This window comes from Mycobacterium tuberculosis complex sp. N0072, from assembly GCF_030323725.1.
Taxonomy (GTDB): domain Bacteria; phylum Actinomycetota; class Actinomycetes; order Mycobacteriales; family Mycobacteriaceae; genus Mycobacterium; species Mycobacterium tuberculosis.
Genome location: NZ_CP040689.1, coordinates 936235 through 959016, shown reverse-complemented (window position 1 = coordinate 959016; position 22782 = coordinate 936235). Strand labels below are relative to the sequence as shown.

Here is a 22782-nt window from a genome sequence, read left to right as displayed (position 1 = left end):
TCGCTGCGGCGCGCATCGTCGCCCGGATAGGCTCGACCGCCATGACGGTGTCGCGGCTGCGGCCGTATGCGACCACGGTGTTCGCCGAAATGTCCGCGCTGGCCACCCGTATCGGCGCGGTCAACCTGGGACAGGGCTTTCCCGACGAGGACGGCCCGCCGAAGATGCTGCAGGCCGCCCAAGACGCCATCGCCGGCGGCGTCAACCAGTACCCGCCCGGCCCTGGAAGCGCTCCGCTACGGCGGGCCATCGCCGCCCAGCGGCGGCGCCATTTCGGCGTCGACTACGACCCCGAGACCGAGGTGCTGGTCACGGTCGGAGCCACCGAGGCCATCGCCGCAGCGGTGCTCGGACTGGTCGAACCGGGCTCGGAGGTGTTGCTGATCGAGCCGTTCTACGACTCCTACTCGCCGGTGGTGGCGATGGCCGGCGCCCACCGCGTGACCGTACCGCTGGTGCCCGATGGCCGCGGCTTCGCCCTAGACGCCGACGCGCTGCGACGCGCGGTGACCCCGCGAACTCGGGCGCTGATCATTAACTCGCCGCACAATCCGACCGGTGCGGTGCTGAGCGCGACGGAACTCGCAGCCATCGCCGAGATCGCGGTGGCGGCGAACCTTGTGGTGATCACCGACGAGGTGTACGAGCACCTAGTGTTTGACCACGCCAGACACCTGCCGCTGGCGGGTTTCGACGGCATGGCCGAGCGCACGATCACCATTTCCAGTGCGGCCAAGATGTTCAACTGCACCGGCTGGAAAATCGGATGGGCTTGCGGCCCAGCCGAACTCATCGCCGGGGTGCGCGCCGCAAAACAGTACCTGAGCTATGTGGGCGGCGCACCGTTTCAGCCTGCGGTCGCCCTCGCGCTAGACACCGAAGACGCCTGGGTGGCGGCCCTTCGGAACTCGTTGCGGGCCCGGCGCGACCGGCTGGCAGCGGGCCTGACGGAGATCGGCTTCGCAGTGCACGACAGCTACGGCACGTACTTCCTATGCGCCGACCCGCGCCCGTTGGGTTATGACGACAGCACCGAATTCTGTGCGGCGCTACCGGAGAAAGTCGGGGTGGCCGCCATCCCGATGTCGGCGTTCTGCGACCCCGCCGCAGGACAGGCCTCACAACAAGCCGATGTGTGGAACCACCTGGTGCGCTTCACCTTCTGCAAACGAGACGACACCCTCGACGAGGCAATCAGGCGACTGAGCGTGCTCGCCGAGCGACCCGCTACCTAGCCCGACGTGAACCGTCGGCGCCCCACCACCTGCTTTCGCAGTCCTTCCGTCGCCGCATGGAGGATCTTCTTGCGGGCAATGTTGACCCAAAACGCCGGCAGGGGCGCCGAGGGTTCGACCGTGAGGGTGAATCGCACTCGGGTCTTGTCGTTATCCTCACGGCGCAGGTTGTACTCGCCGTGCTGGCCGTGTTGCTGCGCGGTCTTGGCGGCATCCCACACCACCCAGTCGGGTCCCCAGTGATACTCCAGTAACTCCGTGTCGACGATGCCCGCCACCTTGATGGTGACCTTCACGTGATGTGGTCGACCGTCGGAGTAAGTGTCGACGACTTCGACCCGTTTGTGCACTGAAGACCAAGACGGCACAGCGTCCATGTCGGCGAGCGCCTCCACGATCACTTCCGGAGGCGCTTCGATGACGACTTCGCGCGATGCTCGGATAGCCACTGCTACCAAATTAGCAATCACGATCCGCTACGCGGACCCGTCACATCGTCACGATTTCGCGTTTCCTTGATCGCCGGCACCCGCGATCAACTTCTGCAGCCCTTTCGCCGCGGCATCCAACACATGCTCACTTGCCCGCTTGACGATGAAGCCGGGGATCGGTCCCGCCGGCTCGACGGTGATGTCGAAGCGCACCCGGGCCCTATCGACACCCTCAGGTTTCACGGTGTACTCGATGTGCTGTCCATGTTGCTGGAAGGTCTGATCGGCATCCCAGCACACCCAGTCCGGGCCCCAGTGATATTCGAGGACCTCTTTGTCGACGAGCCCCAGAATCTTGACGGTTGCCCTCACATGGTGCGGCCGGCCATCCGGGTAGTAGTCGATCACTTCCACCTGTTTGTGCAGCGGTGACCACGAAGCCAGGACGCCGACATCTGCCAGCGCCTCCATCACCACTTCTGGAGGCGCGTCGATGACAAATTCCCGCGATGCTTTTACGGCCACTGACGTTCACGCTAGCAACGCCGCGCCGTTGGTGGGCGGTGTTCGGCAGCCACCGTGGTTACCAGTTGATTTCGTCGATCGGTGTGGCTGCGGCCGGCGGCGGCCTGACCGGCCCGGCCGGTGTCCGGGAAAATCGGGGAGCGGGCGCGGCCTGCTGGACACCATGGGCGGTAATCACCGTCGATCGTGCCTTCAAATGATCGTTGTTGGCGGCTTCGCTCCACGCCAGCACCGGCGTAACACATGCGTCAGTGCCGGCGAAAACCCGCGTCCACTCGTCGCGGGTTCGGCTGGCAAATCGCTCGGCGAAGATGTCATACATCTGCGGGTAGCCGGCCACATCGAGCTGAGTCGGCACGTCAGCGGCCGACAAGCCGAGCCCGCTCAGCAACGCCGCGAAGAACTGCGGCTCGATTGCCCCAACGGCCATGTACTTGCCGTCGGACGTTTCGTAGCAGCGGTAGAACGGGGCGCCGCCGTCGAGCAGGAAAGATTCGCGCTGGTCGCGCAGGCTGCCAATCCCCTTCATGGTCCACATCATCTGCGCCAACACGCTAACCCCGTCGACCATCGCAGCATCGACGACCTGACCCACACCCGAACGTTCCCGTTCGTAGAGGGCCACCACAATGCCCAGCAGCACCAGCATCGAGCCGCCGCCGAAGTCGGCAACCAGGTTTAGCGGCGGCATCGGAGGCCGGTCGGCGTAGCCAAACGCCGCCAGCGCACCGGTCTGCGACAGGTAGTTGATGTCGTGACCCGCCGTCGAGGCCAACGGGCCATCCTGTCCCCAACCGGTAATGCGGGCGAAGATCAGTCGCGGATTGACCGACGCACAGTCGTCGGGTCCGATGCCGAGGCGCTCGCAAGTGCCGGGCCGGAAACAGTCCAGCAGCACATCGGCCTTGGCGGCCAGCTCCAGCATCGCCTGCGGTTGCGTTTTGACGTCCAGGTCGACGATCCGCTTCCCACGGTGCAGCAGGTCGCGGTCTTCGGACGGCATCGTCAGGCCACCCGGGCGGCGCACCCGCACCACGTCAGCACCCAGGTCGGCGAGCACCATCCCGGCGTGCGGCCCCGGTCCGATACCACCGAGTTCGATGACCTTCACCCCGGCCAGGGGCCCCCCGGTCGTCACCGCGACTATTGACCCTTCTTCACTTTCAACACCTGGCTGCGCAACGCCTCGGTGGCCGTGTCGATCGTCCCTTTGATCGCACGTTTCAGCACGAAGCCGGGCAGTGGCACCTGCGGGTCGACGGTGATCTCAAACTGGACCAGGGTGTTGTCGCCCTTGGGTGTCAACTCGTACTTTCCATCCTGCGAGCGCTGCTGGGTGGAGCTGACCAGCGTCCACCGCACTGATCTGTCGGTCCAGCTATAGGCCACCACCTGCTCGTCGGTGATGCCGGCGGTCTTGACTTTCATCTTCACCTTGCTGGGCCGCCCGTCGTCTCCGGTCTCGAGTATTTCGACGCTCTGATGGGCTGGCGACCATTCGGTCATCGCTTCGAAGTCGGCAATGACATCCAGGATCTCCTCGGGACTTGCTTCGATAACTATGTCGCGCGACTCCTTGATGGCCATGGCCGCACGATAGCGAATCGGCGTCCAGTCGGGAATAGCCTCAATCCGGCGTACGGTCGTCTTCGTGACACCCCAGAAGAGCGATGCCTGCAGCGATCCCGTCTACACCGTCGGCGACTACCTACTCGACCGGCTCGCCGAACTCGGCGTCTCTGAGATCTTCGGCGTTCCCGGCGACTACAACCTGCAATTCCTCGACCACATCGTGGCCCACCCGACCATCCGGTGGGTGGGCAGCGCCAACGAACTGAATGCCGGGTATGCCGCCGACGGGTACGGGCGGCTGCGTGGGATGTCAGCGGTGGTAACGACATTCGGGGTCGGCGAGCTCTCGGTGACCAATGCGATCGCGGGCAGTTACGCCGAGCATGTGCCAGTGGTGCACATTGTTGGCGGCCCGACCAAAGACGCCCAGGGCACTCGCCGGGCATTGCATCATTCCCTCGGCGACGGCGACTTCGAGCACTTTCTCCGGATCAGCCGTGAAATCACCTGTGCCCAAGCCAATCTCATGCCGGCAACGGCCGGTAGAGAAATAGATCGGGTGCTGTCCGAGGTACGGGAGCAGAAGCGTCCAGGATATATATTGCTGTCCAGCGACGTAGCACGCTTCCCCACTGAACCGCCCGCTGCGCCGTTGCCCCGCTACCCCGGCGGCACCAGCCCGCGCGCGCTGTCGCTGTTCACCAAGGCCGCCATCGAACTCATTGCCGACCACCAGTTGACGGTGCTCGCCGATCTGTTGGTTCATCGCCTGCAGGCCGTCAAAGAACTCGAGGCGCTGTTGGCCGCCGACGTGGTGCCGCACGCCACGTTGATGTGGGGGAAGAGCCTGCTCGACGAGAGCTCGCCGAACTTCCTGGGAATCTACGCCGGCGCGGCCAGCGCCGAACGGGTGCGCGCCGCGATCGAAGGGGCGCCGGTGCTGGTGACCGCCGGAGTGGTGTTCACCGACATGGTCAGCGGCTTCTTCAGCCAGCGGATCGACCCGGCCCGGACCATCGACATCGGGCAATACCAGAGCAGCGTGGCCGACCAGGTGTTCGCACCACTGGAAATGAGTGCCGCGCTGCAGGCGCTGGCCACCATCCTGACCGGGCGCGGAATCAGTTCGCCGCCGGTGGTACCGCCGCCCGCCGAACCGCCGCCGGCGATGCCGGCGCGCGATGAGCCGCTCACCCAGCAGATGGTGTGGGACCGGGTTTGCTCAGCGCTCACACCCGGAAACGTGGTGCTCGCCGACCAGGGGACGTCGTTCTACGGCATGGCGGACCACCGGTTGCCGCAAGGAGTGACCTTTATCGGCCAACCCTTGTGGGGCTCAATCGGTTACACGCTGCCCGCGGCAGTCGGGGCCGCGGTTGCGCATCCGGACCGCCGTACGGTGCTGTTGATCGGCGACGGGGCCGCACAATTGACCGTGCAGGAACTCGGCACGTTCTCCCGCGAAGGGCTGTCCCCGGTCATCGTGGTGGTCAACAACGATGGTTACACGGTCGAACGGGCCATCCACGGCGAGACGGCCCCGTACAACGACATCGTGAGCTGGAATTGGACCGAGCTTCCCAGCGCGCTGGGTGTGACCAATCACCTCGCGTTCCGTGCCCAAACCTATGGCCAACTCGACGACGCCCTCACCGTCGCCGCGGCACGGCGGGACCGGATGGTGCTCGTCGAGGTGGTGTTGCCGCGGCTCGAGATCCCCCGCCTGCTTGGCCAACTCGTGGGATCCATGGCGCCGCAGTGAGGTCGCTGACCCGGGCCGGGCCGAGTGCCCAGCGATGCGCTCACTGCAGCGCCTCGATCCGCATCATGTCGAAGAACCGGCCGACGAACAGCGGTGGGTAGGCTCCCACTCCCGCCCCGCTCATCCATTCGGCGGCGGCGTCGGGATGCTCGATCCACTGCCGCGCGCCCGCCTCATCGGCAAACTCCTGCAGGATCAAAACCTCGTGCGCATCGTCGAAAGCCTGGAAAACCCAGGTCTTTCGAATCCCCGCGGCGGTAAACCTGGCTATCGCAGAACGGACCTCGGCGGTCAGGTTGGACACGTTGTTCACCGACGCGAACGCGGCCACCACAACGCCAGGAACCCATGGAGTGGACTGAGTCGTAGTAGGCGCCGCGACAAATCGGTCGACGATCTCGCCGGCGAAGACCGCCGGGATATCGTCGACGCCCATGGCGTCGAACCAGTCGAAGAAGACCCGTGAGCGGAGCAATTCCACGATCGGCTCACGACTGCGTACTCCGATCATTACCAGCACACGGCCAGAGTCGTGCGTTGACGCGTAGATCAGAACGTGGTGTGCGCCGATGTCGGCCAGAGCCGATTTGTTGCGCTGCAGCAGCGGCCACACTCTACCGGGATCAGGGACCCGATAGTCCGAAGCGATCACCAACGAATGAATGTCGCCGGTACTCACCGAAGCTGGTCTTTCACCATATTTGCCGGAGGCCGCCGAATTCGGGCTGCAAGGATCGCCGGTGTGCGGCCATCCGTCGTCATCGATTGCCTCCACAGTGGCACCTGGATCGTCGAGACAACCTTGCACGACACTGCACCTGCGGATCAACCATGAATCTGCGCCGCGACTAGCGCAGCTGTAACCGATTGTGAACACCGCGACGCAACATGCCGCTGTGGCGTCGCCAGAATCACGCTCGCCCGGCGCAGTCGACGCGGGTGACTGCCTGAAATAGGGTTGCGTGCTGTGGACGGGTTTCCCGGGCGCGGTGCGGTCATCACTGGCGGTGCCAGTGGCATCGGGTTGGCTACCGGCACCGAGTTCGCCCGCCGCGGAGCCAGAGTCGTGCTAGGGGACGTTGACAAGCCGGGACTTCGGCAGGCGGTGAACCACCTGCGTGCCGAGGGGTTCGATGTGCACGGCGTGATGTGCGACGTCCGGCATCGAGAAGAGGTCACTCACCTCGCGGACGAGGCTTTCCGCCTGCTCGGCCACGTCGATGTCGTATTCAGCAACGCCGGCATCGTTGTCGGCGGTCCGATCGTGGAGATGACGCACGACGACTGGCGTTGGGTGATCGACGTCGACCTGTGGGGCTCGATCCATACGGTCGAAGCGTTCCTGCCGAGGTTGCTTGAGCAGGGCACGGGCGGGCATGTGGTGTTCACCGCGTCCTTTGCCGGGCTGGTGCCCAATGCCGGACTCGGCGCATACGGCGTTGCCAAGTACGGGGTTGTCGGTCTGGCGGAGACGCTGGCCCGCGAGGTCACCGCCGACGGCATTGGGGTGTCGGTGCTCTGCCCGATGGTCGTCGAAACCAATCTGGTTGCCAACTCTGAACGAATCCGAGGCGCGGCTTGCGCGCAGTCCTCAACGACGGGATCGCCCGGTCCACTCCCCCTGCAGGACGACAACCTGGGCGTCGACGATATCGCCCAGCTAACAGCCGATGCGATTCTGGCCAACCGCCTCTACGTCCTTCCGCATGCGGCCTCGCGCGCTTCGATCCGCCGCAGGTTCGAGCGCATTGACCGCACCTTCGACGAACAGGCCGCCGAGGGGTGGCGGCATTAGCTTTGATTTTCCTTAAGGCTCGATGTCAGATGGTGCGTCATGTCGGCATGTCGTCGCGCATCCCATCTCTTGTCAGCATCGGGTATGAGGGAAGAACCGTCGATGAGTTGGTGCGCCAGTTGATTGACAACGAGGTACTGGTCGACGTTAGCGAGATCCTGATTGAATACCGCACGCCCGCACTGCGGCGTTGTGCACCGGTAGCGGGGCGACGCGACCCGCGGCACCAACGGATAGCCGGCCACCGGTAGGTCGGTCAACGGGCGGGTGATGGTGTCGCGGTAGCTGCCCTCGCGCCCGCAGTCCGGGCTGTGTGGATCGCGGGTCACCGGGGTGCAGCCCACCGACCGGTCATGTTCTGGGAACCCGAGGTGAATGTGTCCAACCGACGGAGCCCGGCCACCGCAACGATGCCCACCAGAATCAATCCGCCCCAAACAATTTCATCGGTATTTAAGCGGCGCGCGGCGCTCATGAGCGATCCGATCGCCAGATTTCCGACGAGGACTCCGACGCCCACGATGGTGCTGTAGAACCCGTAGTGGGTCGCCACCAGCCGGTCGCCCGACAGTGCGACCACGGCACGCATTTCGAAAGGAAACAACGCTGCCGAGGCAACCGCCAGCAGACTCGCCGACAGCACCAATGCCATGACCGCAACGGCGACGCCGAACCGCTGGCCGTTTGGGATGACTGCAACCGGGATGAACGAGGCCGCCAAAATCGTCGCGCCGACTACCAGGCTGCGCTCGGCCCCCCATCTGACGGCGAACCAGCGGGTGATGCGCAGCTGCCCGCCGACGGCGACCAGACCCGATACCGCGAACATCGCCGCAATCAAGAGATATTGGTTGCGTGGCATGAGGATCGACGCCTGCATGGGCAGAGCCAGATAGATCTGGAACGACAGCGCATAGCATCCGGTCATGGCGGCGGCTAACGTCAGAAACGGACGGTTGCGAACGACGACCCGCCAGTCCTGCAGGATCGATGTTTTTTCGCGCTCCGAGTCGGCCCGGTGTTGGGGCAGTGCGACCAGCTGCGCGACGGTGAGTAGGCCGAACACACCGGCGGCGGCCAGCACCGTGATCCGGAAATCCAGCGCCAGCAATACTAATCCAACCAGCGGGCCGAGCAGGATCCCCGACTGGTAGAAGACGTTGAACATCGCGAACGCTTCGATCTTGCGTTCCCCGGCTTCGGCCGCGAGATAGCCGCGCACCGCGGGATTGAACAGCGCGCCGGCAAAGCCCGTGGCAGCCGCGGCGATCAGCACACTGGGCAGCGACTGGGCGACCACCAGCAAGGCAAACCCGCCGGTGCGGATCAGACATCCGGCGATGATCAGTGGCTTGTAGCCGAACCGATCGGCCAGCGTGCCACCCACGAAGAACATGCCCTGCTGGGAGAAATTGCGCACGCCCATCACCAGACCCACCGCCCACGCGGCTAGCCCCAGTGGCCCGGCTAGGTAGTCGGCCAGGTACGGCATCAGCATGTAGAAGCCGATGTTGATGCCGAACTGGTTGATCATCAACACCCGGCTCGGGCGGTTGAACCCGCGGAATATAGCGCGCGCTCCCATTACGACACCACCTGGGTTGGATCGATCACCGTGGTGCTGCGTGTCCATCGGGTGACGACGGCGTCTAGCGGCGAGGCAATCTCGTCGGGCTCGGTGGGAGGTTGTCCGCCTAGCAGTTCGTGTTCGTTGCAGTACGCGTCGTTGTAGATGGTGTCGAAGTAGCGTTGTGGGCCGTCGGGAAAGACCGCGGCAATCGTGGTGTCCGCCGGCAAGTTGCGTGCTGCCCAGCCGGCTACCAGGGCGACCGCCCCGACGCTCCAGCCGCCGCTGGCGTAGTGGGTTGCGGCCAGGGAGCGGCACGCCCAGACGGCTTCGGGGGGAGCAACCCAGTGCACTTCGTCGAATGCACGGTAATCGACATTGCGCGGATAAATACTCGAGCCCAGCCCGCGCATCAGCCTGTTCGACGCGGGCTGCCCAAAGATCGTGGACCCGATGGTGTCCACGCCGATCAACCGCATGTCCGGGTTGAACTCCCGTAGCACTCGGGCGACACCTGCTGAATGTCCACCCGTCCCCACCGAGCACACCAGGACATCGATCCGGCCAAGCTGAGCGACCAGCTCCAGCGCCAACGACCGGTAGGCGCCGACGTTGTCGGGGTTGCCGTACTGGTTCGGATTCCACGCGCCGGGGTATTCGGCCATCAGCTGCGCAACCCGGTCCTTGCGCGCCTGTTGCCATCCGCCGACCGGGTGCGGCTGCGTCACCATATCGACGCCGGCGCCGTAGGCGGTCAGCATGCGCGCGATGATGGGTTCCAGCCCCGGGTCGGTGACCAGGGTGACCGGGTGCCGGTACACCTTACCAGCGAGGGCTAGGCCCAATCCCAGAGTGCCACTGGTTGATTCGACTATCGCGGCACCGGGCGCGATATCGCCCCGGGCGCGCGCGCATTCGACCATGTACAGCGCGGGGCGGTCTTTCATACCCCCGGGATTGAATCCTTCTAGCTTGGCCCAAAATCCACGGTCAGGGTCTGAGGTCCCCGACAGCTCAGGTATCCAAAGCACCGGGGTATTGCCAACCATGGTGCCCGGGTGGCGATTCCGGCCAGGAGTGACTTGATATCCCTCCGGGAGGAGGCGGTACCGGTCGCGGGTCTGCCGCGACCTCACCAAGGTGCGGTGCGCCCGGTTGGCCAGGAGTATCTGCGGGTTGGAGGTGATGCTTGTTGGGTTTACCGGATTTGCCAGCGGCAGGTTGTTGTTCATAGTGATCGTCGCTTCTGCATCGGGGCCGGAAGTCACACGCGGCACTGGATGGGGGTCAGCGGTCACCGGCGATGGCGAATGGCCACCACCGCCTGGCGCTGACCCCTCAGCGACGAGCCAGGCAGAACCGGGTCAACAGGTCTTGACCGGTGCGAACGGATCCCTGCGCCGCCGGCGGACCGCGCGCGGCCGGCGCGACGGGGTCGGTAAGCGCGGCTGTCATGCCGGGCGCAGCCGCCACGACGTCTGGTAGTAACACCGGAGTGGCGGAGCGCGGCAGCACCGCCGTCGCGAGCCGTTCCGGGCACGGTGGCATCGAGTTGTCCACCAGGTGCCCGTGGTCGGTGTTGATGACGAATTCGCTACCTACGGACGTCGTCAACGGGTGGTTTGGGTGAGCCACATGACGGTGGAGCTGGGGGAGCCAGCATGCAGCGGCGACGGCGGCTACCGTCACCCCCAGCGCGACCGCGACAATCGCCGATCGCATCCACACCACGTGCCCGCTTTCCACGTGGCCCACTATATACCCTATAGGGGTAGGGTGTAAGGGCGGATGATGGCGTGGTGATCATCAACCGTTGCGTACTGCCCGATGTCTGGGCAGGGTACGAAGAGCGAGACCAAATCCAGACGAGGAGCGATCGATGCCCGAGCTGGCCACGAGCGGTAACGCCTTCGACAAGAGGCGGTTCAGCCGGCGCGGCTTCCTCGGCGCCGGCATCGCCAGCGGCTTTGCGCTAGCCGCTTGCGCCTCGAAGCCCACGGCATCCGGCGCCGCCGGGATGACCGCTGCAATCGACGCGGCCGAGGCGGCCCGGCCGCACAGTGGGCGAACGGTTACCGCCACGCTGACCCCCCAGCCGGCGAGGATCGACCTGGGTGGGCCGATCGTCAGCACGCTGACCTACGGCAACACCATCCCCGGACCACTGATCCGGGCCACCGTCGGGGATGAGATTGTCGTCTCGGTGACCAACCGTCTGGGTGATCCGACGTCGGTGCATTGGCACGGCATCGCGCTGCGCAACGATATGGATGGCACCGAGCCCGCGACTGCGAACATCGGCCCCGGCGGTGACTTTACGTACCGGTTCTCCGTGCCGGATCCGGGCACCTACTGGGCCCATCCGCACGTCGGTCTTCAAGGCGACCACGGCCTATATCTGCCTGTCGTCGTCGACGATCCGACTGAGCCAGGCCACTACGACGCCGAATGGATCATCATCCTCGACGATTGGACGGACGGCATCGGGAAGTCCCCGCAACAGCTCTACGGCGAGCTGACCGACCCGAACAAACCCACCATGCAAAACACAACAGGTATGCCCGAAGGCGAAGGCGTTGACAGCAACCTGCTCGGCGGCGACGGAGGGGACATCGCCTACCCGTACTATCTGATCAACGGGCGAATCCCCGTGGCGGCCACGTCTTTTAAGGCCAAGCCTGGCCAGCGAATCCGGATCCGCATCATCAACAGCGCCGCCGACACCGCGTTCCGCATCGCGCTGGCCGGGCATTCGATGACGGTCACCCACACCGACGGTTACCCAGTGATTCCCACCGAAGTCGACGCTCTGCTGATCGGCATGGCCGAACGCTACGACGTCATGGTGACCGCCGCTGGCGGCGTCTTTCCCCTGGTCGCACTCGCGGAAGGCAAGAACGCGCTGGCGCGTGCGCTGCTGTCTACCGGCGCCGGCAGCCCACCCGACCCGCAGTTTCGGCCGGATGAACTCAACTGGCGAGTGGGTACCGTGGAAATGTTCACCGCCGCAACGACTGCCAACCTGGGCCGGCCCGAACCCACCCACGACCTCCCGGTCACCTTGGGCGGCACCATGGCCAAGTACGACTGGACAATCAACGGGGAACCCTACAGCACGACCAATCCACTGCACGTGCGGCTAGGCCAACGGCCAACCCTGATGTTCGATAACACCACCATGATGTATCACCCAATCCACCTACACGGCCATACCTTTCAGATGATCAAGGCCGACGGCAGCCCCGGCGCCCGCAAGGACACCGTGATAGTGCTGCCCAAGCAGAAGATGCGCGCCGTCCTGGTCGCCGACAATCCTGGCGTGTGGGTGATGCACTGCCACAACAACTATCACCAGGTCGCCGGAATGGCGACCCGCCTGGACTACATTCTGTGACAGGCGGCTTGTGGGCTGAACCGGGCCGCTGCCAGCGCCTCCCAGGACGTTGCCCGTGAGATGGCCCTGGACAGCCGGTTGCGGACTGGCCGGCGTGACCGGCCGGGCCCATGGCGGGCACCGGCGGAACCATCGATCCAGCAAGGCTTTCGACCTGCGCGGGGGTCACGTCGCTGCCACCGGCACATCGGTTGACCGGCAACAACGGCCATTCACCGTTTCAGTGGTAGTTCCACGCAGACATGGGTCCCCCTGGGGGTGGCCAGGAAAACCAAAACTCCGCCGGCGGCATCCACCCGAGCCCGATGCGAAGCCAGACCGATGTGTCCCTCACCCAGGCGGCGCGCCATAGTGTCACCGGTGACCCCCACGCCATCGTCGGCCACATCCAAAACGCATTTTTCGTCGGTGATTCCGAGCCTGACCGAGGCGGTGGTAGCTCCGGAATGCCGCACGACGTTGGACAGCAGTTCGCGAACCACACCGAAAACGATGGGGTCGATCCCACTACGTATTGGGTAATCAATATCGGTGGAGATCTTGATACCCGAACGCTGAGCGGTAGAGGCCGCCAACTGTTTTACCGCCGGCCCCAACCCAACTTGCTCAAGCACTGCCGGATGCAGCTCGAAGGTGGCCTGCCGCAGCCGCTCCGACGCGCTCTGCAGTCCGGCCAACGCGCGTCCGACGCGCTCGTCGCCGGGGGTTACGGCATCCAACTCGATGAGCTCCTGACGCGCGGCCAGCACGTCTTGCAGCGGTCCATCGTGAATGGCTTCCGCAATCCGCCGCTGCAGCACCTCCGAGGCCGTCATCGTCTGGGCAAGCAGTTCCTCCCGCAACGCACTCAGGCCGGCAACCGAACGGGTATGCCGCTCCTCGATGCGAACCACCATCAAGGCCGTGGCGCACAGGAACGCATAGAGCGCGAACCGAAATATTGTCTCGGGCCATCCAATCGCGCGCAGCATCACGGGGTCTCCCAGCACCGCGACTGCGAATCCGACTAGCGTACAGGCCAGCACCACCGCCGCCCGTCGCGTCGACACGTCAAGGCCCACCAGGACCGGCAGCAGGATCATGATCAGCAGCGGATAGATCCCGTCGGTGGACAGCAGCTGAAAGCCCGTCAATATCAAAACGTCGACGGCGGTGAAAGCAAATGGCTCCAACCGGCCCATACTGCGAAAGCGTCGCAAAGCGAAGAATCGCCGGGACGCCGAATACGCTAACAGCAGAGCCCACAATGCAGCGACCGCGTAGACGCCGATCAACACGATTTGCTGTGGCCATTCGGACCGGCTGGTTCCAACGACCATCGCGGCGACCATGAGCCCCACGACACCGATCCGCAATACCGAAGCAATTCGGTAGGAGCGCAACTGGTGCGCCCAACGAACCCGGTCCAGTTCCGCCGAGCTGGTCATTGCCACTAGGACACCGTACTCATGGCGACCGCCCAAACGTCCGAGGTTGCCGTAGCTGGGCACGTCGGAGTGCAAATCAATGTCCAGCGACTGCCAGCGGCTGGTTGCCGACGAGCAGCTAAACTCATCGCCATGGTCGGCGCGCCATGAGCAATCCGCAGCCGGAGAAAGTGCGCGTGGTGGTCGGCGACGACCACCCGTTATTTCGCGAGGGCGTTGTGCGAGCGCTTTCGTTGAGTGGCTCGGTGAACGTGGTCGGCGAGGCCGACGACGGCGCCGCGGCCCTGGAGTTGATCAAGGCCCATTTGCCCGACGTCGCATTGCTGGACTACCGCATGCCCGGCATGGACGGCGCGCAGGTTGCGGCGGCGGTGCGCAGCTACGAGTTGCCAACCCGGGTGCTGCTTATTTCCGCGCACGACGAGCCGGCGATCGTCTACCAGGCACTCCAACAGGGCGCCGCCGGATTCCTGCTCAAGGATTCGACTCGCACCGAGATCGTCAAGGCGGTGCTCGATTGCGCGAAGGGCCGCGACGTGGTGGCGCCCTCGCTGGTCGGGGGCCTCGCCGGGGAGATTCGCCAGCGCGCGGCACCCGTGGCCCCGGTGCTCAGCGCGCGCGAGCGCGAGGTGCTCAATCGCATTGCGTGCGGTCAAAGCATCCCCGCGATCGCAGCCGAGCTATATGTGGCGCCGTCGACGGTAAAGACCCACGTGCAACGGTTGTACGAGAAGCTCGGCGTCAGCGACCGAGCTGCCGCGGTCGCCGAGGCGATGCGGCAGAGGCTGCTCGACTAGCTGGGGCCGCGGCGCGACGGCATGTACCGACCGCGTTGTCCGCGGCCAACGTACATCTAGGCCTCAGAACCGGGTCTTTGGTTGTTGGTGCCAGCCGGATGTTGGTCGGCTGATTGGCCCACCGCCGTTGGGCCGCGCCCTGGCCTTGGCGAACGCCACGGCATCGGCCACCTGTTGGCATGCCGCCCGCTCCTGCTCGTCGAGCCGACCGCGGGTCGTGCCAGCAGCAATCAGCCGCCTTCTCGCGAAGATCAGCGGATCCAGAAACTGCTCGGATCCGGCCAGGTCGCGATAGCCGCCGCGGTCAGATCCAGAGAAATCGGTGGTGCGGTAGGTGATGGCTTGGACCAGCGTGGGGCCGCCACCAGCGCGAGCCCGAACCACCGCGTTGGCCACACAGTCACGGACCGCTTCGACGTCGTTGCCGTCCACCGATACCCCCGGCATTCCGTAGGCCACAGCCCGGCGATAAACCCGAGGCTCGTGCGTGTACCTGTCCAGGTGCACACTTAGGGCACCACGAATGTTTTCGACGAGAATCACCACCGGAAGTTGCCATACGGCCGCTAGGTCCGCGGCCTCGTTGAAGGCATCGGCATCAACATCACAGTCTTGGGTCACGCAGAGTGTGACCCGTCCGGTGTCGCGCAACCACAGGGCGTAGGCGTGTCCGATAGCCAACAGCGGCGATTGCTTGACCACGCGTATTGCAGCCGGTAGCCCGGCCCGAGGATCGGCAATGTGCGCATCCTCGTCAGCGCCTTCTAGATCGCCTGCGGTCGCACCCAGCATGTCGGCGATCACCGGGCCCAGCGGAGCGTCAGTACCAACGTGTTGGGCATGCGGACGATGGGTGGTGATGATGACATCGCCTTCGCCCAGCGCCGCCGCGGCACCGACACTTACTGCTTCCTGGCCGAAGCCACCCTGCAGCGGCCCGTTGATCAGGCCTTCGATGCGCAACTGCTCCAACGCCATATCGAGCAGTCGCAACACCCACATCCGGCGATACAGCTCCTCCAGCTGATCGACCACGAACGCAGCCAACCCTTCACTGGTACGAGTCACGCGACGGCTCCTTGCTGCTCAACGGACCGCAACTGGCAGCTGCCAGAACACGAGCCAGCGGCAAGCACAAAGCGGCCCCGAAGAAACCAACCGTCACCGTGGTGGCCGCCAGCACTAGGCGCCCACCATTAGCCAGGTTGAAAGCAGCCAGGATAGGCGCGGCCACCGACGACGCCGCGACGGCCATCGACCAGATCCCGTGGTAGCGCCCACCGTGCGCGGGAGGGGCGATCCGGTGCACGATGCCGGCGGCAACCACGAACCAGGCAATCTCGCCCGGCGAGCAGGCAGCCGCGGCCACACTGAAACCGACCGTGGTGCGGGCGAGCCCGGCAGCCGCCATACAAAGAGTCACCCACACTCCCGCGCCGGCCAGAATGTCTGGCCGTGGACCAAGTGCGAGCTGCTTGCTCAGCCACGGCGTCAACAGCGGGGTCACCGCGACAACCGCTAGGGCGTTGATCAACTGCACCCAGCCGTACGCCCCGACACCCAGTCCACTCGCGCTCATCAGCATCGGTACCGCCGCGAAGAAACCCATCAGCGTCGTGAGCGTTGCCAGACCCGAGACGGCCAACAGGACCAGGCGCTTGTCCGAGAGTGCCTGCCGATAGCCAACTTTCGACATGGCGGTGCAAGCTCGAAGGCCGGACTCGGTCCTACGGCACACATCGGCAGGTATACAGCGGCCTGCCAACCCCGCGAAGATCGCACACCCGATGCCATTGATCCAGTACAACACCGGGGTGTCCAACCAGCCCGCGACCACACCGCCGACCCCGCCGGTGATCGCAGCACCGATATTGAGCACCCAACCGTATCGCCAGCCGTCGAGTTGTGCCCGCCGCTGTGGGTCGGCAACCAACTCCGCGATCACCGCACCCAACACCGGACGCGGGGCATCGCAAACCAGGCCGGCGATCATGGCCCCAACCAGCAATCCCGGCACGGTGTGTAGCCCGGCCATCAGCACCAGCACGGCGGCGGCCACCAGCATGGTGGATACCAGCGTCACCCGCGCCCCGACACGGTCCACCAACCACCCACACAGCAGCTGCCCCACCGCCCAACCCAGGCCGTAGGCCGCCACGACCGCGCCGACCGCTCCCGCACCATGTCCTCGTCCAGCCACGTGGTAGGCCAGGAACGGATAGCCGAATCCGGCCGAGCGCACCAGCAAGTTGCCGCCCAGCAGCCAGATCACCGTCGAATAGCGATCCCCGGCCGCTCGAACTTGTCCGTCCCCCGAGCAGCGCTCCGGACCGGTGTAACGCAACCGGTCCTCGCGGGCGATGGCCGCCGCTGTGGTCACTAACTCAAGTTAGGATCGTTGACCTGTGCCGGCGTCCTCCGATCGGCCTGAAACGATGACGAAAGCCCCTTCCCCCGATCGGAGGACACCCGGGGGTGTGGTTGCTGCAGTAACCCCTCCAGCACATTACTTCTGCGGCTCGGGTTCTGCGCCCAGTGCCCATTCTGGGCTCCGATTGTGCTGCTTGCGTGCAACTTTCACCACATTGGTGCCCTCAGCACATCCCCGGGCTCCGCACCGTCAATCCGTCGTCATTGCACTGGGGGTCGGTCGGCGCAGGGCCCGCGCCAACGGCAGGCACAGCGCGGCACCGGCCGACCCCACGACCACCGCGGCCAAGAGATGAGCACCATGAATCGGGCCGTAGGAAGCCATGATTGGCACAACCACCGAAGCAACTACAGGGGTCATCGACCAGATTCCGTGGTAGCGACCGCGGTTGGCCGGCGCAGCGCTGTGGTGCACGATGCTGGCCGCAACCACGAACCGGGCGTCTCACCCGGTGTGCACACGGCCACAGCCACGGTGAAGCCGAGAGCGGTATGCACGGGCACACCCGACCGGCCGGCCAGCAGAAGCCGAGTCCGCCGGTAACTGCGCGACCGATACTGTCGATCCACCCAAACCGCCTCGGGCCGTCTGGTCTCGACCGCGCCATCGCTGACCGACATGCCCGGCGAGGCGACGCAAACTCGCACTCCCCCGAAGGGGCGAATGTGCGATTCTGCGTCTGTTGGTCAACCGAAATCGGAGGTCAAGTGGAGGGGACAATCGCGGTCCCGGGTGGACGCGTCTGGTTCCAGCGGATTGGTGGCGGTCCTGGTCGTCCGCTGCTTGTAGTGCACGGTGGGCCGGGCTTGCCGCACAACTACTTGGCCCCACTGCGACGGTTGTCTGATGAGCGGGAGGTCATCTTCTGGGACCAGCTCGGTTGCGGAAATTCCGCATGTCCGTCAGACGTAGACCTTTGGACGATGAACCGCTCAGTGGCCGAGATGGCAACCGTGGCGGAAGCCCTTGCCCTTACCCGCTTTCACATCTTCAGCCATTCGTGGGGTGGGATGCTGGCACAGCAGTACGTGCTCGACAAGGCGCCTGACGCCGTCAGTCTGACCATCGCGAACAGCACGGCTTCGATACCCGAATTTTCGGCCAGTCTGGTCAGCTTGAAGTCGTGCTTGGACGTGGCAACTCGCTCGGCAATTGACCGTCACGAGGCGGCCGGCACCACCCATTCCGCCGAATACCAGGCCGCGATCAGAACCTGGAACGAGACTTATCTGTGCCGCACCCGCCCCTGGCCCCGGGAACTCACGGAAGCATTCGCCAACATGGGAACCGAGATCTTCGAGACGATGTTTGGGCCCAGCGACTTTCGCATCGTTGGGAATGTTCGAGACTGGGACGTCGTCGACCGGTTGGCCGACATCGCGGTGCCGACCTTGCTGGTGGTGGGCCGTTTCGACGAATGTTCGCCTGAGCACATGCGAGAAATGCAGGGCCGGATTGCGGGCTCGCGATTGGAATTCTTCGAGTCCAGTTCCCACATGCCGTTCATCGAAGAGCCGGCGCGATTCGACCGGGTGATGCGTGAATTCCTTCGGCTGCACGATATTTGATCTCGCCGGGCCACGTCCTGCCCGTCGTCGGCAACCAACCGCGCGAGCCTCGCGCGTGTGCCTGAGTTTATGCCCGGCAAAGGATTTCACCGTGGGGTATCGCCAGCCAACCGTCCGGGGCCGCGGCCCACTCTCGCCACGCCGTGGAGATCTCCTCGAGTTGCGCGGCAGTGGCCAGACCCGAATCCACCAGCTGGTGAGCCAGATCGGATTGCAGAATCCGGTCGGCCCACACTAGGCCCCACCATTCGCGGGCCGAGGCCGTCGCGAAACACCAGACACTGGCCGTCGGCGTGACGTCGTCGAATCCTGCCGCACGGGCCCAGGACAGCAGCCGCCGGCCGGCATCCGGTTCGCCGCCGTTGGCTCGAGCCGCCCGTTCATAAAGGTCCAACCACCGGTCCAGCGCCGGAAGCTTCGGGAACCAGATGAACCCCGAATAGTCGGCATCGCGAGCTGCGACGATGCCGCCTGGTGTACACACCCGCCTCATCTCCTGTAGTGCCCGTACCGGATCGGCGACGTGCTGCAGCACCTGGTGTGCGTGGACGACATCGAACGCGTCGTCAGGGAAGTCGAGCTTATGCACGTCGGAAGTGGTGAACGAAATGTTTGACAGGCGGTGCAGCTGGGCCTCGGCGCGGGCCAGGCTTAAGGCGTCATCGGTTGGCTCGACGCCGGTCACGGATCCCGGCACGACCCGAGCGGCGAGGTCGACGGTGATCGTCCCGGGGCCGCAACCGACGTCGAGCACCGACAACCCCGGCACCAAGTAGGGCAGCAGGTAGCCGGCGGAGTTTTCCGCAGTGCGTCGCCGGTGACTGCGCAGCACCGACTCGTGATATCCGTGCGTATAAATCGCCCGACGTTTGTCGTTCACCGTGCGGTCCCATGGTCGAGGTGTTCGGCTCAAAGCCTACCGCCACTGCGCCCAAATAGTGGACATTTATTTCACTATATGAGACGTCAGTCAACTGGCACTTCGAGAATCGGGCGATCGACGCCGGCGCCGGGGCCGTCGAAATGCCACCACTCACCGGAGTACACCGTCAACCCCCCGGCCTGCATGGCGGCTCGCAGGTGGGCACGGTTGGCCTGGGCCTCAGCACTGACGCCCTGCGTTGCAAACGCTGTCGCCCGCGAAGAAAAGTCGTCGAAGTCGGTGCCCATGTCGGCCAGGCACAATTCGCCGGATCGCCGCACTGATGGGCACTGCCGCTGAGCGCTGGCAAACGTCACATCGACCGAACGCCCCGCCTCATGGCTATGCGCGTACTTGCCCGGCCGCGCCACCCAGGCCGGGTTGGGGACCACATCGAACATCCTGACCTGAACGTCGTGGGGCCGATAGCAGTCCCAGAAGACCAGCACCTGCCCGTGTGGGCGCAGCACCGCCGCGGCGGCCGCGAGACCCTCGGCCATGGACTCGTGCACCAGGCATCTTGCCCCGGGCGGGTACAGCTGTGTGCCGGTGAAATTGTTCGCCGTCGCGTAGCGCAGGTCGATGGCGGCATCGGGAACAACACCGCGAACATCGACCAACCCGGCTGCCCGCGCCGCCTCGCTGACTGGCGGCACAGGACCGGATGGCGTTGTGGTGTTTACCGGCCGGACGGGCCACGAGGTCGCACTCGGCGACTCGGACCAACGGCCGGCCGACACGCGGTCACATGCGCAAGCCCCGCAGATGACGACCAGCCCCACCATGAGCAGACGGAGCCGCCCGATCAGACGCACCCGATCATTGTCGCGGATTGTTGCGCCGCGGGCACATCGACGCGAGTTTGCCGACGCTGATCGCCCTGGCGTTCCCGAAATGAGCACACCCAACCATCGCCCGACCCAACACGGCTGGCACCGCGACTGCTTGGCCCGACGGCGCCTGGACTCGTCACTGCTGGTGCCCTGGCCGCGGCGGCACCGAGACCTCGTCGAGTGGGTCGCCGCTGCACGCTGATGCGACGGAAACGTCGACATGATCGGCATCAGCTACTTCGTTATGACCCAACTCGAGGCGGCGGTCGAGCGACGCTCAAGGCGATCTTCCCGTTGTGGCGACCGCCGACCTCTCGACGGCGCCAACCACCATGGCTTGTTGGGTTCGTCGTTCCTCGCGCCTGCTCGGCCTGACCTCCAAGCGCAGCGACAAGCTTTGGCGCAGTAGACCAGTCCGTCTGGCCCGGCGCGTGCTGACCACCCCTCGACTGCAGACGAGGTTTCAGACAGCCAACGAGGAGGCCGCGGCAACGATGCTGCGGCAACTCATCAGACTGCCGCACAACCTGCACCCTTGGGGTGAGTCATGGCAGGAGGCAGTGAGTGCGACTCGGATACCGCTACACCTTCCAAGTCGACCAGCTCCGACCTGATATGTTCAATAAATCATTATGTTCAATAAAACTGAACGTACGGATATACTGAACGCATGGATCAGATCGGGGCTGACCTCGCTGAGGCCGTCGAGCGTCACCTCACCGAATACGGAGTGCGGGTGCTCGGTGGCCTATCAGCATTGAACTCCGCGCATCCCGAATCACTAGACCTTGAGATCGACGCTCACCCCCTCACGATCACTGCCCTCTACCTTCCTCACCTGTCGGCAACGGCAGCACTGCAGGCCTGGGATACCGCCGGCGCTGGTTCGCCGCTGCTTGTGGTGGGCCCGCGTCTGCATCCGTCGAGCGCTGAAACGCTGCGGGCTCGCGGACTCTGGTACATCGACGGAGCTGGGAACGCTTATTTGCGGCACCAGGGTGGACTGCTCATCGACGTGCGCGGCCGACGGTCAGCTGTGTCCGCACAACCGGGCACCCTCGGTGACGGACTGCACAGCGATGGACCGCGTAACCCGTTTACCCCCAAGCGCGCGCAGGTTGTCTGCGTACTGCTTGACGCACCGCAACTGGTCGACGCGCCGCTGCGTGCGATCGCCGCGAGCGCCGGCGTCTCGGTCGGTATGGCCAAGGAGACGATGGATACGTTGCGCACTACCGGCTTCTTCGAACACCTCGGCTCCCGCCGCAGGCTGGTGCGCACCGATGAGCTGCTGGACCTGTGGGCGGCTGCCTATCCGGGGGTCTGGGCCGGGCCAACAAACTCCTGGTCGCCAGTGGTGATATCCACACGTGGTCCGCACCCGACGGACTCGCAGTGGCGGTCAGCGGGGAACAGGCCCTGCCCGACGAAATCCGCAATCCCGAATCACTGATGCTCTACGTCGACACCCCAGCGCCCGGGCTACCCGCCGACCTGCTTATACACAACCGCTGGCACCGCGACCCACACGGCAGCATCGTGATCCGAAAGCTATTCTGGCGCAACCTACCTGACGAGCAACCGGGGTTGGCTCCCACGGCCTTGATCTATGCCGACCTCCTTGCCTCGCGCGAGCCGCGCCAGGTCGAAGTCGCCCACCTCATGAGAAGGCAGGATGAGCGACTCGCCCGATTATGACCCGGTCCTCCTGGCCTGGGTGACACCGATCGTCACAGCACTTGCCGACGTCGTGCCGGCTGAACAGCTGATGCTCGTCGGGGCACAGTGCCGCGATCTACTGCACTGGCGCTTCTGCCGCGGGGTGCCGCCGCGGGCCACCAACGACACCGATATCGCAGGGACCCTGAACAATTGGGACCACTTCGAGGCAATTCGGGCCACCTTCCGCGCCCTGGGCAGCACCGGGCACCGATTCCTGATCGCCGACCGCGCCGTCGATGCCCTCCCGTTCGGCGAGGTGGAGTCGCCCACCGGCACAACCCGCCATCCCCCAGGCAACCAGCTCATGAACGTCCACGGATGCACCGACGCCTACCTGCGTGCCGATGTTCTGCCTCTCCCTGGCGGCCTGACAGTCCACCTTCCCCAACCGCCGAACTATGCGGTCCTCAAACTGCACGCATGGCTCGATCGGTCCGCGGACCACGACTACAAAGACGGCCCAGATCTGGCCTTGGTGGTGCACTGGTACGCCGGCGACCTCGACCGGCTTTACGCCAAACCAGACCAGTGGGCGCTACGCCGTCACGACTTCGACCTACGCACCGCCGCTGCCGCGCTGCTCGGCCACGACATGCGCGCCAGTGTCAGCGCACCGGAGGCCGCCGTGCTGGCGACGCGCGCCACACAGGCCGACCACGACCTGCTGGCCCAGCACTTCGCCGTGGGTCGACCGGGCTGGCCCACCACCACAGCTTCGCGGCGCCCGCTGGTCGAGGCGTTACTCGACCAGCTCACGCCGGGCTCCTAAATGCGAACCGCAATCACAAATGTACGTTCTCA

At 65.1% G+C, this 22782-nt stretch carries 21 protein-coding genes and 1 pseudogene; 8 read left to right on the top strand and 14 right to left on the bottom strand.

From position 1 onward, the window contains the following. Positions 1–41: 41 nt before the first annotated feature. Positions 42–1235, top strand: a complete 1194-nt coding sequence (locus FF952_RS04555; RefSeq protein ID WP_003404420.1) for a pyridoxal phosphate-dependent aminotransferase — start codon at positions 42–44, stop codon at positions 1233–1235. Here FF952_RS04555 and FF952_RS04550 read toward each other — a convergent pair. The 4 genes from FF952_RS04550 to FF952_RS04535 are packed head-to-tail and all read right to left on the bottom strand — an operon-like array spanning position 1232 to position 3778. Next, complete coding sequence (locus FF952_RS04550) at positions 1232–1684, bottom strand: SRPBCC family protein (protein WP_003911328.1); 453 nt, start codon at positions 1682–1684, stop codon at positions 1232–1234. The genes FF952_RS04555 and FF952_RS04550 overlap by 4 nt on opposite strands. Positions 1685–1732: 48 nt before the next feature. After that, a complete protein-coding gene (locus FF952_RS04545; protein ID WP_017351365.1) occupies positions 1733–2191 on the bottom strand; it encodes an SRPBCC family protein in 459 nt (152 codons plus the stop codon). Between the two features lie 58 nt (positions 2192–2249). Continuing rightward, positions 2250–3329 carry a fatty-acid-CoA racemase gene (gene far, locus FF952_RS04540; protein WP_003404414.1) on the bottom strand — a complete coding sequence of 360 codons (1080 nt, stop codon included), beginning with the start codon at positions 3327–3329 and terminating at the stop codon, positions 2250–2252. A 5-nt stretch (positions 3330–3334) separates the two neighbouring features. Further along, positions 3335–3778: an SRPBCC family protein gene (locus tag FF952_RS04535; protein ID WP_003404412.1), complete on the bottom strand. Its 444-nt coding sequence runs from the start codon at positions 3776–3778 to the stop codon at positions 3335–3337. Between the two features lie 64 nt (positions 3779–3842). Between FF952_RS04535 and pdc the strand changes: the two genes are divergently transcribed. Further along, positions 3843–5525, top strand: a complete 1683-nt coding sequence (gene pdc / locus FF952_RS04530) for an alpha-keto-acid decarboxylase (protein WP_003900222.1) — start codon at positions 3843–3845, stop codon at positions 5523–5525. 40 nt (positions 5526–5565) lie between these two features. Here the strand turns inward: pdc and FF952_RS04525 are convergent, their stop codons facing one another. Then, entirely contained in the window at positions 5566–6204 is a 639-nt protein-coding gene (locus FF952_RS04525; RefSeq protein ID WP_031653753.1) for a hypothetical protein, read from the bottom strand. 288 nt (positions 6205–6492) lie between these two features. Here FF952_RS04525 and FF952_RS04520 point away from each other — a divergent pair, with 288 nt between their 5' ends. Then, the gene (locus FF952_RS04520) at positions 6493–7320 is read left to right on the top strand and encodes an SDR family NAD(P)-dependent oxidoreductase (RefSeq protein WP_003404407.1); all 828 of its coding nucleotides are present in this window, start codon (positions 6493–6495) and stop codon (positions 7318–7320) included. On the opposite strand, the gene FF952_RS04515 is transcribed toward FF952_RS04520, so the two are convergent. The 4 genes from FF952_RS04515 to lpqS form a co-directional block, all read right to left on the bottom strand. Next, positions 7317–7649 (bottom strand): transposase, encoded by a 333-nt coding sequence (locus tag FF952_RS04515; RefSeq protein WP_003404404.1) that lies wholly within the window; start codon positions 7647–7649, stop codon positions 7317–7319. The genes FF952_RS04520 and FF952_RS04515 overlap by 4 nt on opposite strands. Next, positions 7646–8905: an MDR family MFS transporter gene (locus tag FF952_RS04510; RefSeq protein ID WP_003404402.1), complete on the bottom strand. Its 1260-nt coding sequence runs from the start codon at positions 8903–8905 to the stop codon at positions 7646–7648. The genes FF952_RS04515 and FF952_RS04510 overlap by 4 nt, the downstream gene beginning before the upstream one ends. Next, positions 8905–10023, bottom strand: a complete 1119-nt coding sequence (cysK2, locus tag FF952_RS04505; RefSeq protein WP_003404395.1) for an S-sulfocysteine synthase CysK2 — start codon at positions 10021–10023, stop codon at positions 8905–8907. The genes FF952_RS04510 and cysK2 overlap by 1 nt, the downstream gene beginning before the upstream one ends. A 202-nt stretch (positions 10024–10225) precedes the next feature. Continuing rightward, positions 10226–10618 carry a putative copper homeostasis (lipo)protein LpqS gene (gene lpqS / locus FF952_RS04500; protein WP_003901025.1) on the bottom strand — a complete coding sequence of 131 codons (393 nt, stop codon included), beginning with the start codon at positions 10616–10618 and terminating at the stop codon, positions 10226–10228. Positions 10619–10766: 148 nt separating this feature from the next. Here lpqS and mmcO point away from each other — a divergent pair, with 148 nt between their 5' ends. Beyond that, positions 10767–12281 (top strand): multicopper oxidase MmcO, encoded by a 1515-nt coding sequence (gene mmcO / locus FF952_RS04495; protein WP_003404392.1) that lies wholly within the window; start codon positions 10767–10769, stop codon positions 12279–12281. A gap of 212 nt (positions 12282–12493) precedes the next feature. Here the strand turns inward: mmcO and FF952_RS04490 are convergent, their stop codons facing one another. Beyond that, entirely contained in the window at positions 12494–13714 is a 1221-nt protein-coding gene (locus tag FF952_RS04490; protein WP_015287938.1) for a sensor histidine kinase, read from the bottom strand. Between the two features lie 140 nt (positions 13715–13854). Here FF952_RS04490 and narL point away from each other — a divergent pair, with 140 nt between their 5' ends. Next, the gene (narL, locus tag FF952_RS04485) at positions 13855–14505 is read left to right on the top strand and encodes a two-component system response regulator NarL (RefSeq protein WP_003404388.1); all 651 of its coding nucleotides are present in this window, start codon (positions 13855–13857) and stop codon (positions 14503–14505) included. A 63-nt stretch (positions 14506–14568) separates the two neighbouring features. Here narL and FF952_RS04480 read toward each other — a convergent pair whose 3' ends face one another. Both FF952_RS04480 and FF952_RS04475 read right to left on the bottom strand, forming a co-directional pair. Further along, positions 14569–15573, bottom strand: a complete 1005-nt coding sequence (locus FF952_RS04480) for a thiamine pyrophosphate-dependent dehydrogenase E1 component subunit alpha (RefSeq protein WP_003404384.1) — start codon at positions 15571–15573, stop codon at positions 14569–14571. Continuing rightward, complete coding sequence (locus tag FF952_RS04475; protein WP_003404382.1) at positions 15557–16849, bottom strand: MFS transporter; 1293 nt, start codon at positions 16847–16849, stop codon at positions 15557–15559. The genes FF952_RS04480 and FF952_RS04475 overlap by 17 nt, the downstream gene beginning before the upstream one ends. A 794-nt stretch (positions 16850–17643) precedes the next feature. Here FF952_RS04475 and FF952_RS04470 point away from each other — a divergent pair. Continuing rightward, positions 17644–18504, top strand: coding sequence for a proline-specific peptidase family protein (locus tag FF952_RS04470; RefSeq protein WP_003404376.1), 861 nt, complete (start codon positions 17644–17646; stop codon positions 18502–18504). A gap of 67 nt (positions 18505–18571) precedes the next feature. Here FF952_RS04470 and FF952_RS04465 read toward each other — a convergent pair whose 3' ends face one another. Both FF952_RS04465 and FF952_RS04460 read right to left on the bottom strand, forming a co-directional pair. Continuing rightward, on the bottom strand, positions 18572–19384 hold the full coding sequence (locus FF952_RS04465) for a class I SAM-dependent methyltransferase (protein WP_003404373.1): 813 nt from the start codon (positions 19382–19384) through the stop codon (positions 18572–18574). A gap of 86 nt (positions 19385–19470) precedes the next feature. Beyond that, the gene (locus tag FF952_RS04460; protein ID WP_003898609.1) at positions 19471–20241 is read right to left on the bottom strand and encodes a M15 family metallopeptidase; all 771 of its coding nucleotides are present in this window, start codon (positions 20239–20241) and stop codon (positions 19471–19473) included. A gap of 688 nt (positions 20242–20929) precedes the next feature. On the opposite strand from FF952_RS04460, the pseudogene FF952_RS04455 reads away from it, so the two are divergent. Next, a pseudogene (locus FF952_RS04455) lies at positions 20930–21957 on the top strand (type IV toxin-antitoxin system AbiEi family antitoxin). Continuing rightward, entirely contained in the window at positions 21935–22750 is an 816-nt protein-coding gene (locus FF952_RS04450; protein ID WP_003404365.1) for a hypothetical protein, read from the top strand. The pseudogene FF952_RS04455 and the gene FF952_RS04450 overlap by 23 nt, the downstream one beginning before the upstream one ends. Positions 22751–22782: the final 32 nt, after the last annotated feature.

Coding starts and splice junctions, on each gene's coding strand:
- FF952_RS04555 (WP_003404420.1), top strand. CDS start 42: ATGACGGTGTCGCGGCTGCGGCCGTATGCGACCACGGTGTTCGCCGAA.
- FF952_RS04535 (WP_003404412.1), bottom strand. CDS start 3,778: ATGGCCATCAAGGAGTCGCGCGACATAGTTATCGAAGCAAGTCCCGAG.
- FF952_RS04510 (WP_003404402.1), bottom strand. CDS start 8,905: ATGGGAGCGCGCGCTATATTCCGCGGGTTCAACCGCCCGAGCCGGGTG.
- mmcO (WP_003404392.1), top strand. CDS start 10,767: ATGCCCGAGCTGGCCACGAGCGGTAACGCCTTCGACAAGAGGCGGTTC.
- narL (WP_003404388.1), top strand. CDS start 13,855: ATGAGCAATCCGCAGCCGGAGAAAGTGCGCGTGGTGGTCGGCGACGAC.
- FF952_RS04450 (WP_003404365.1), top strand. CDS start 21,935: ATGAGCGACTCGCCCGATTATGACCCGGTCCTCCTGGCCTGGGTGACA.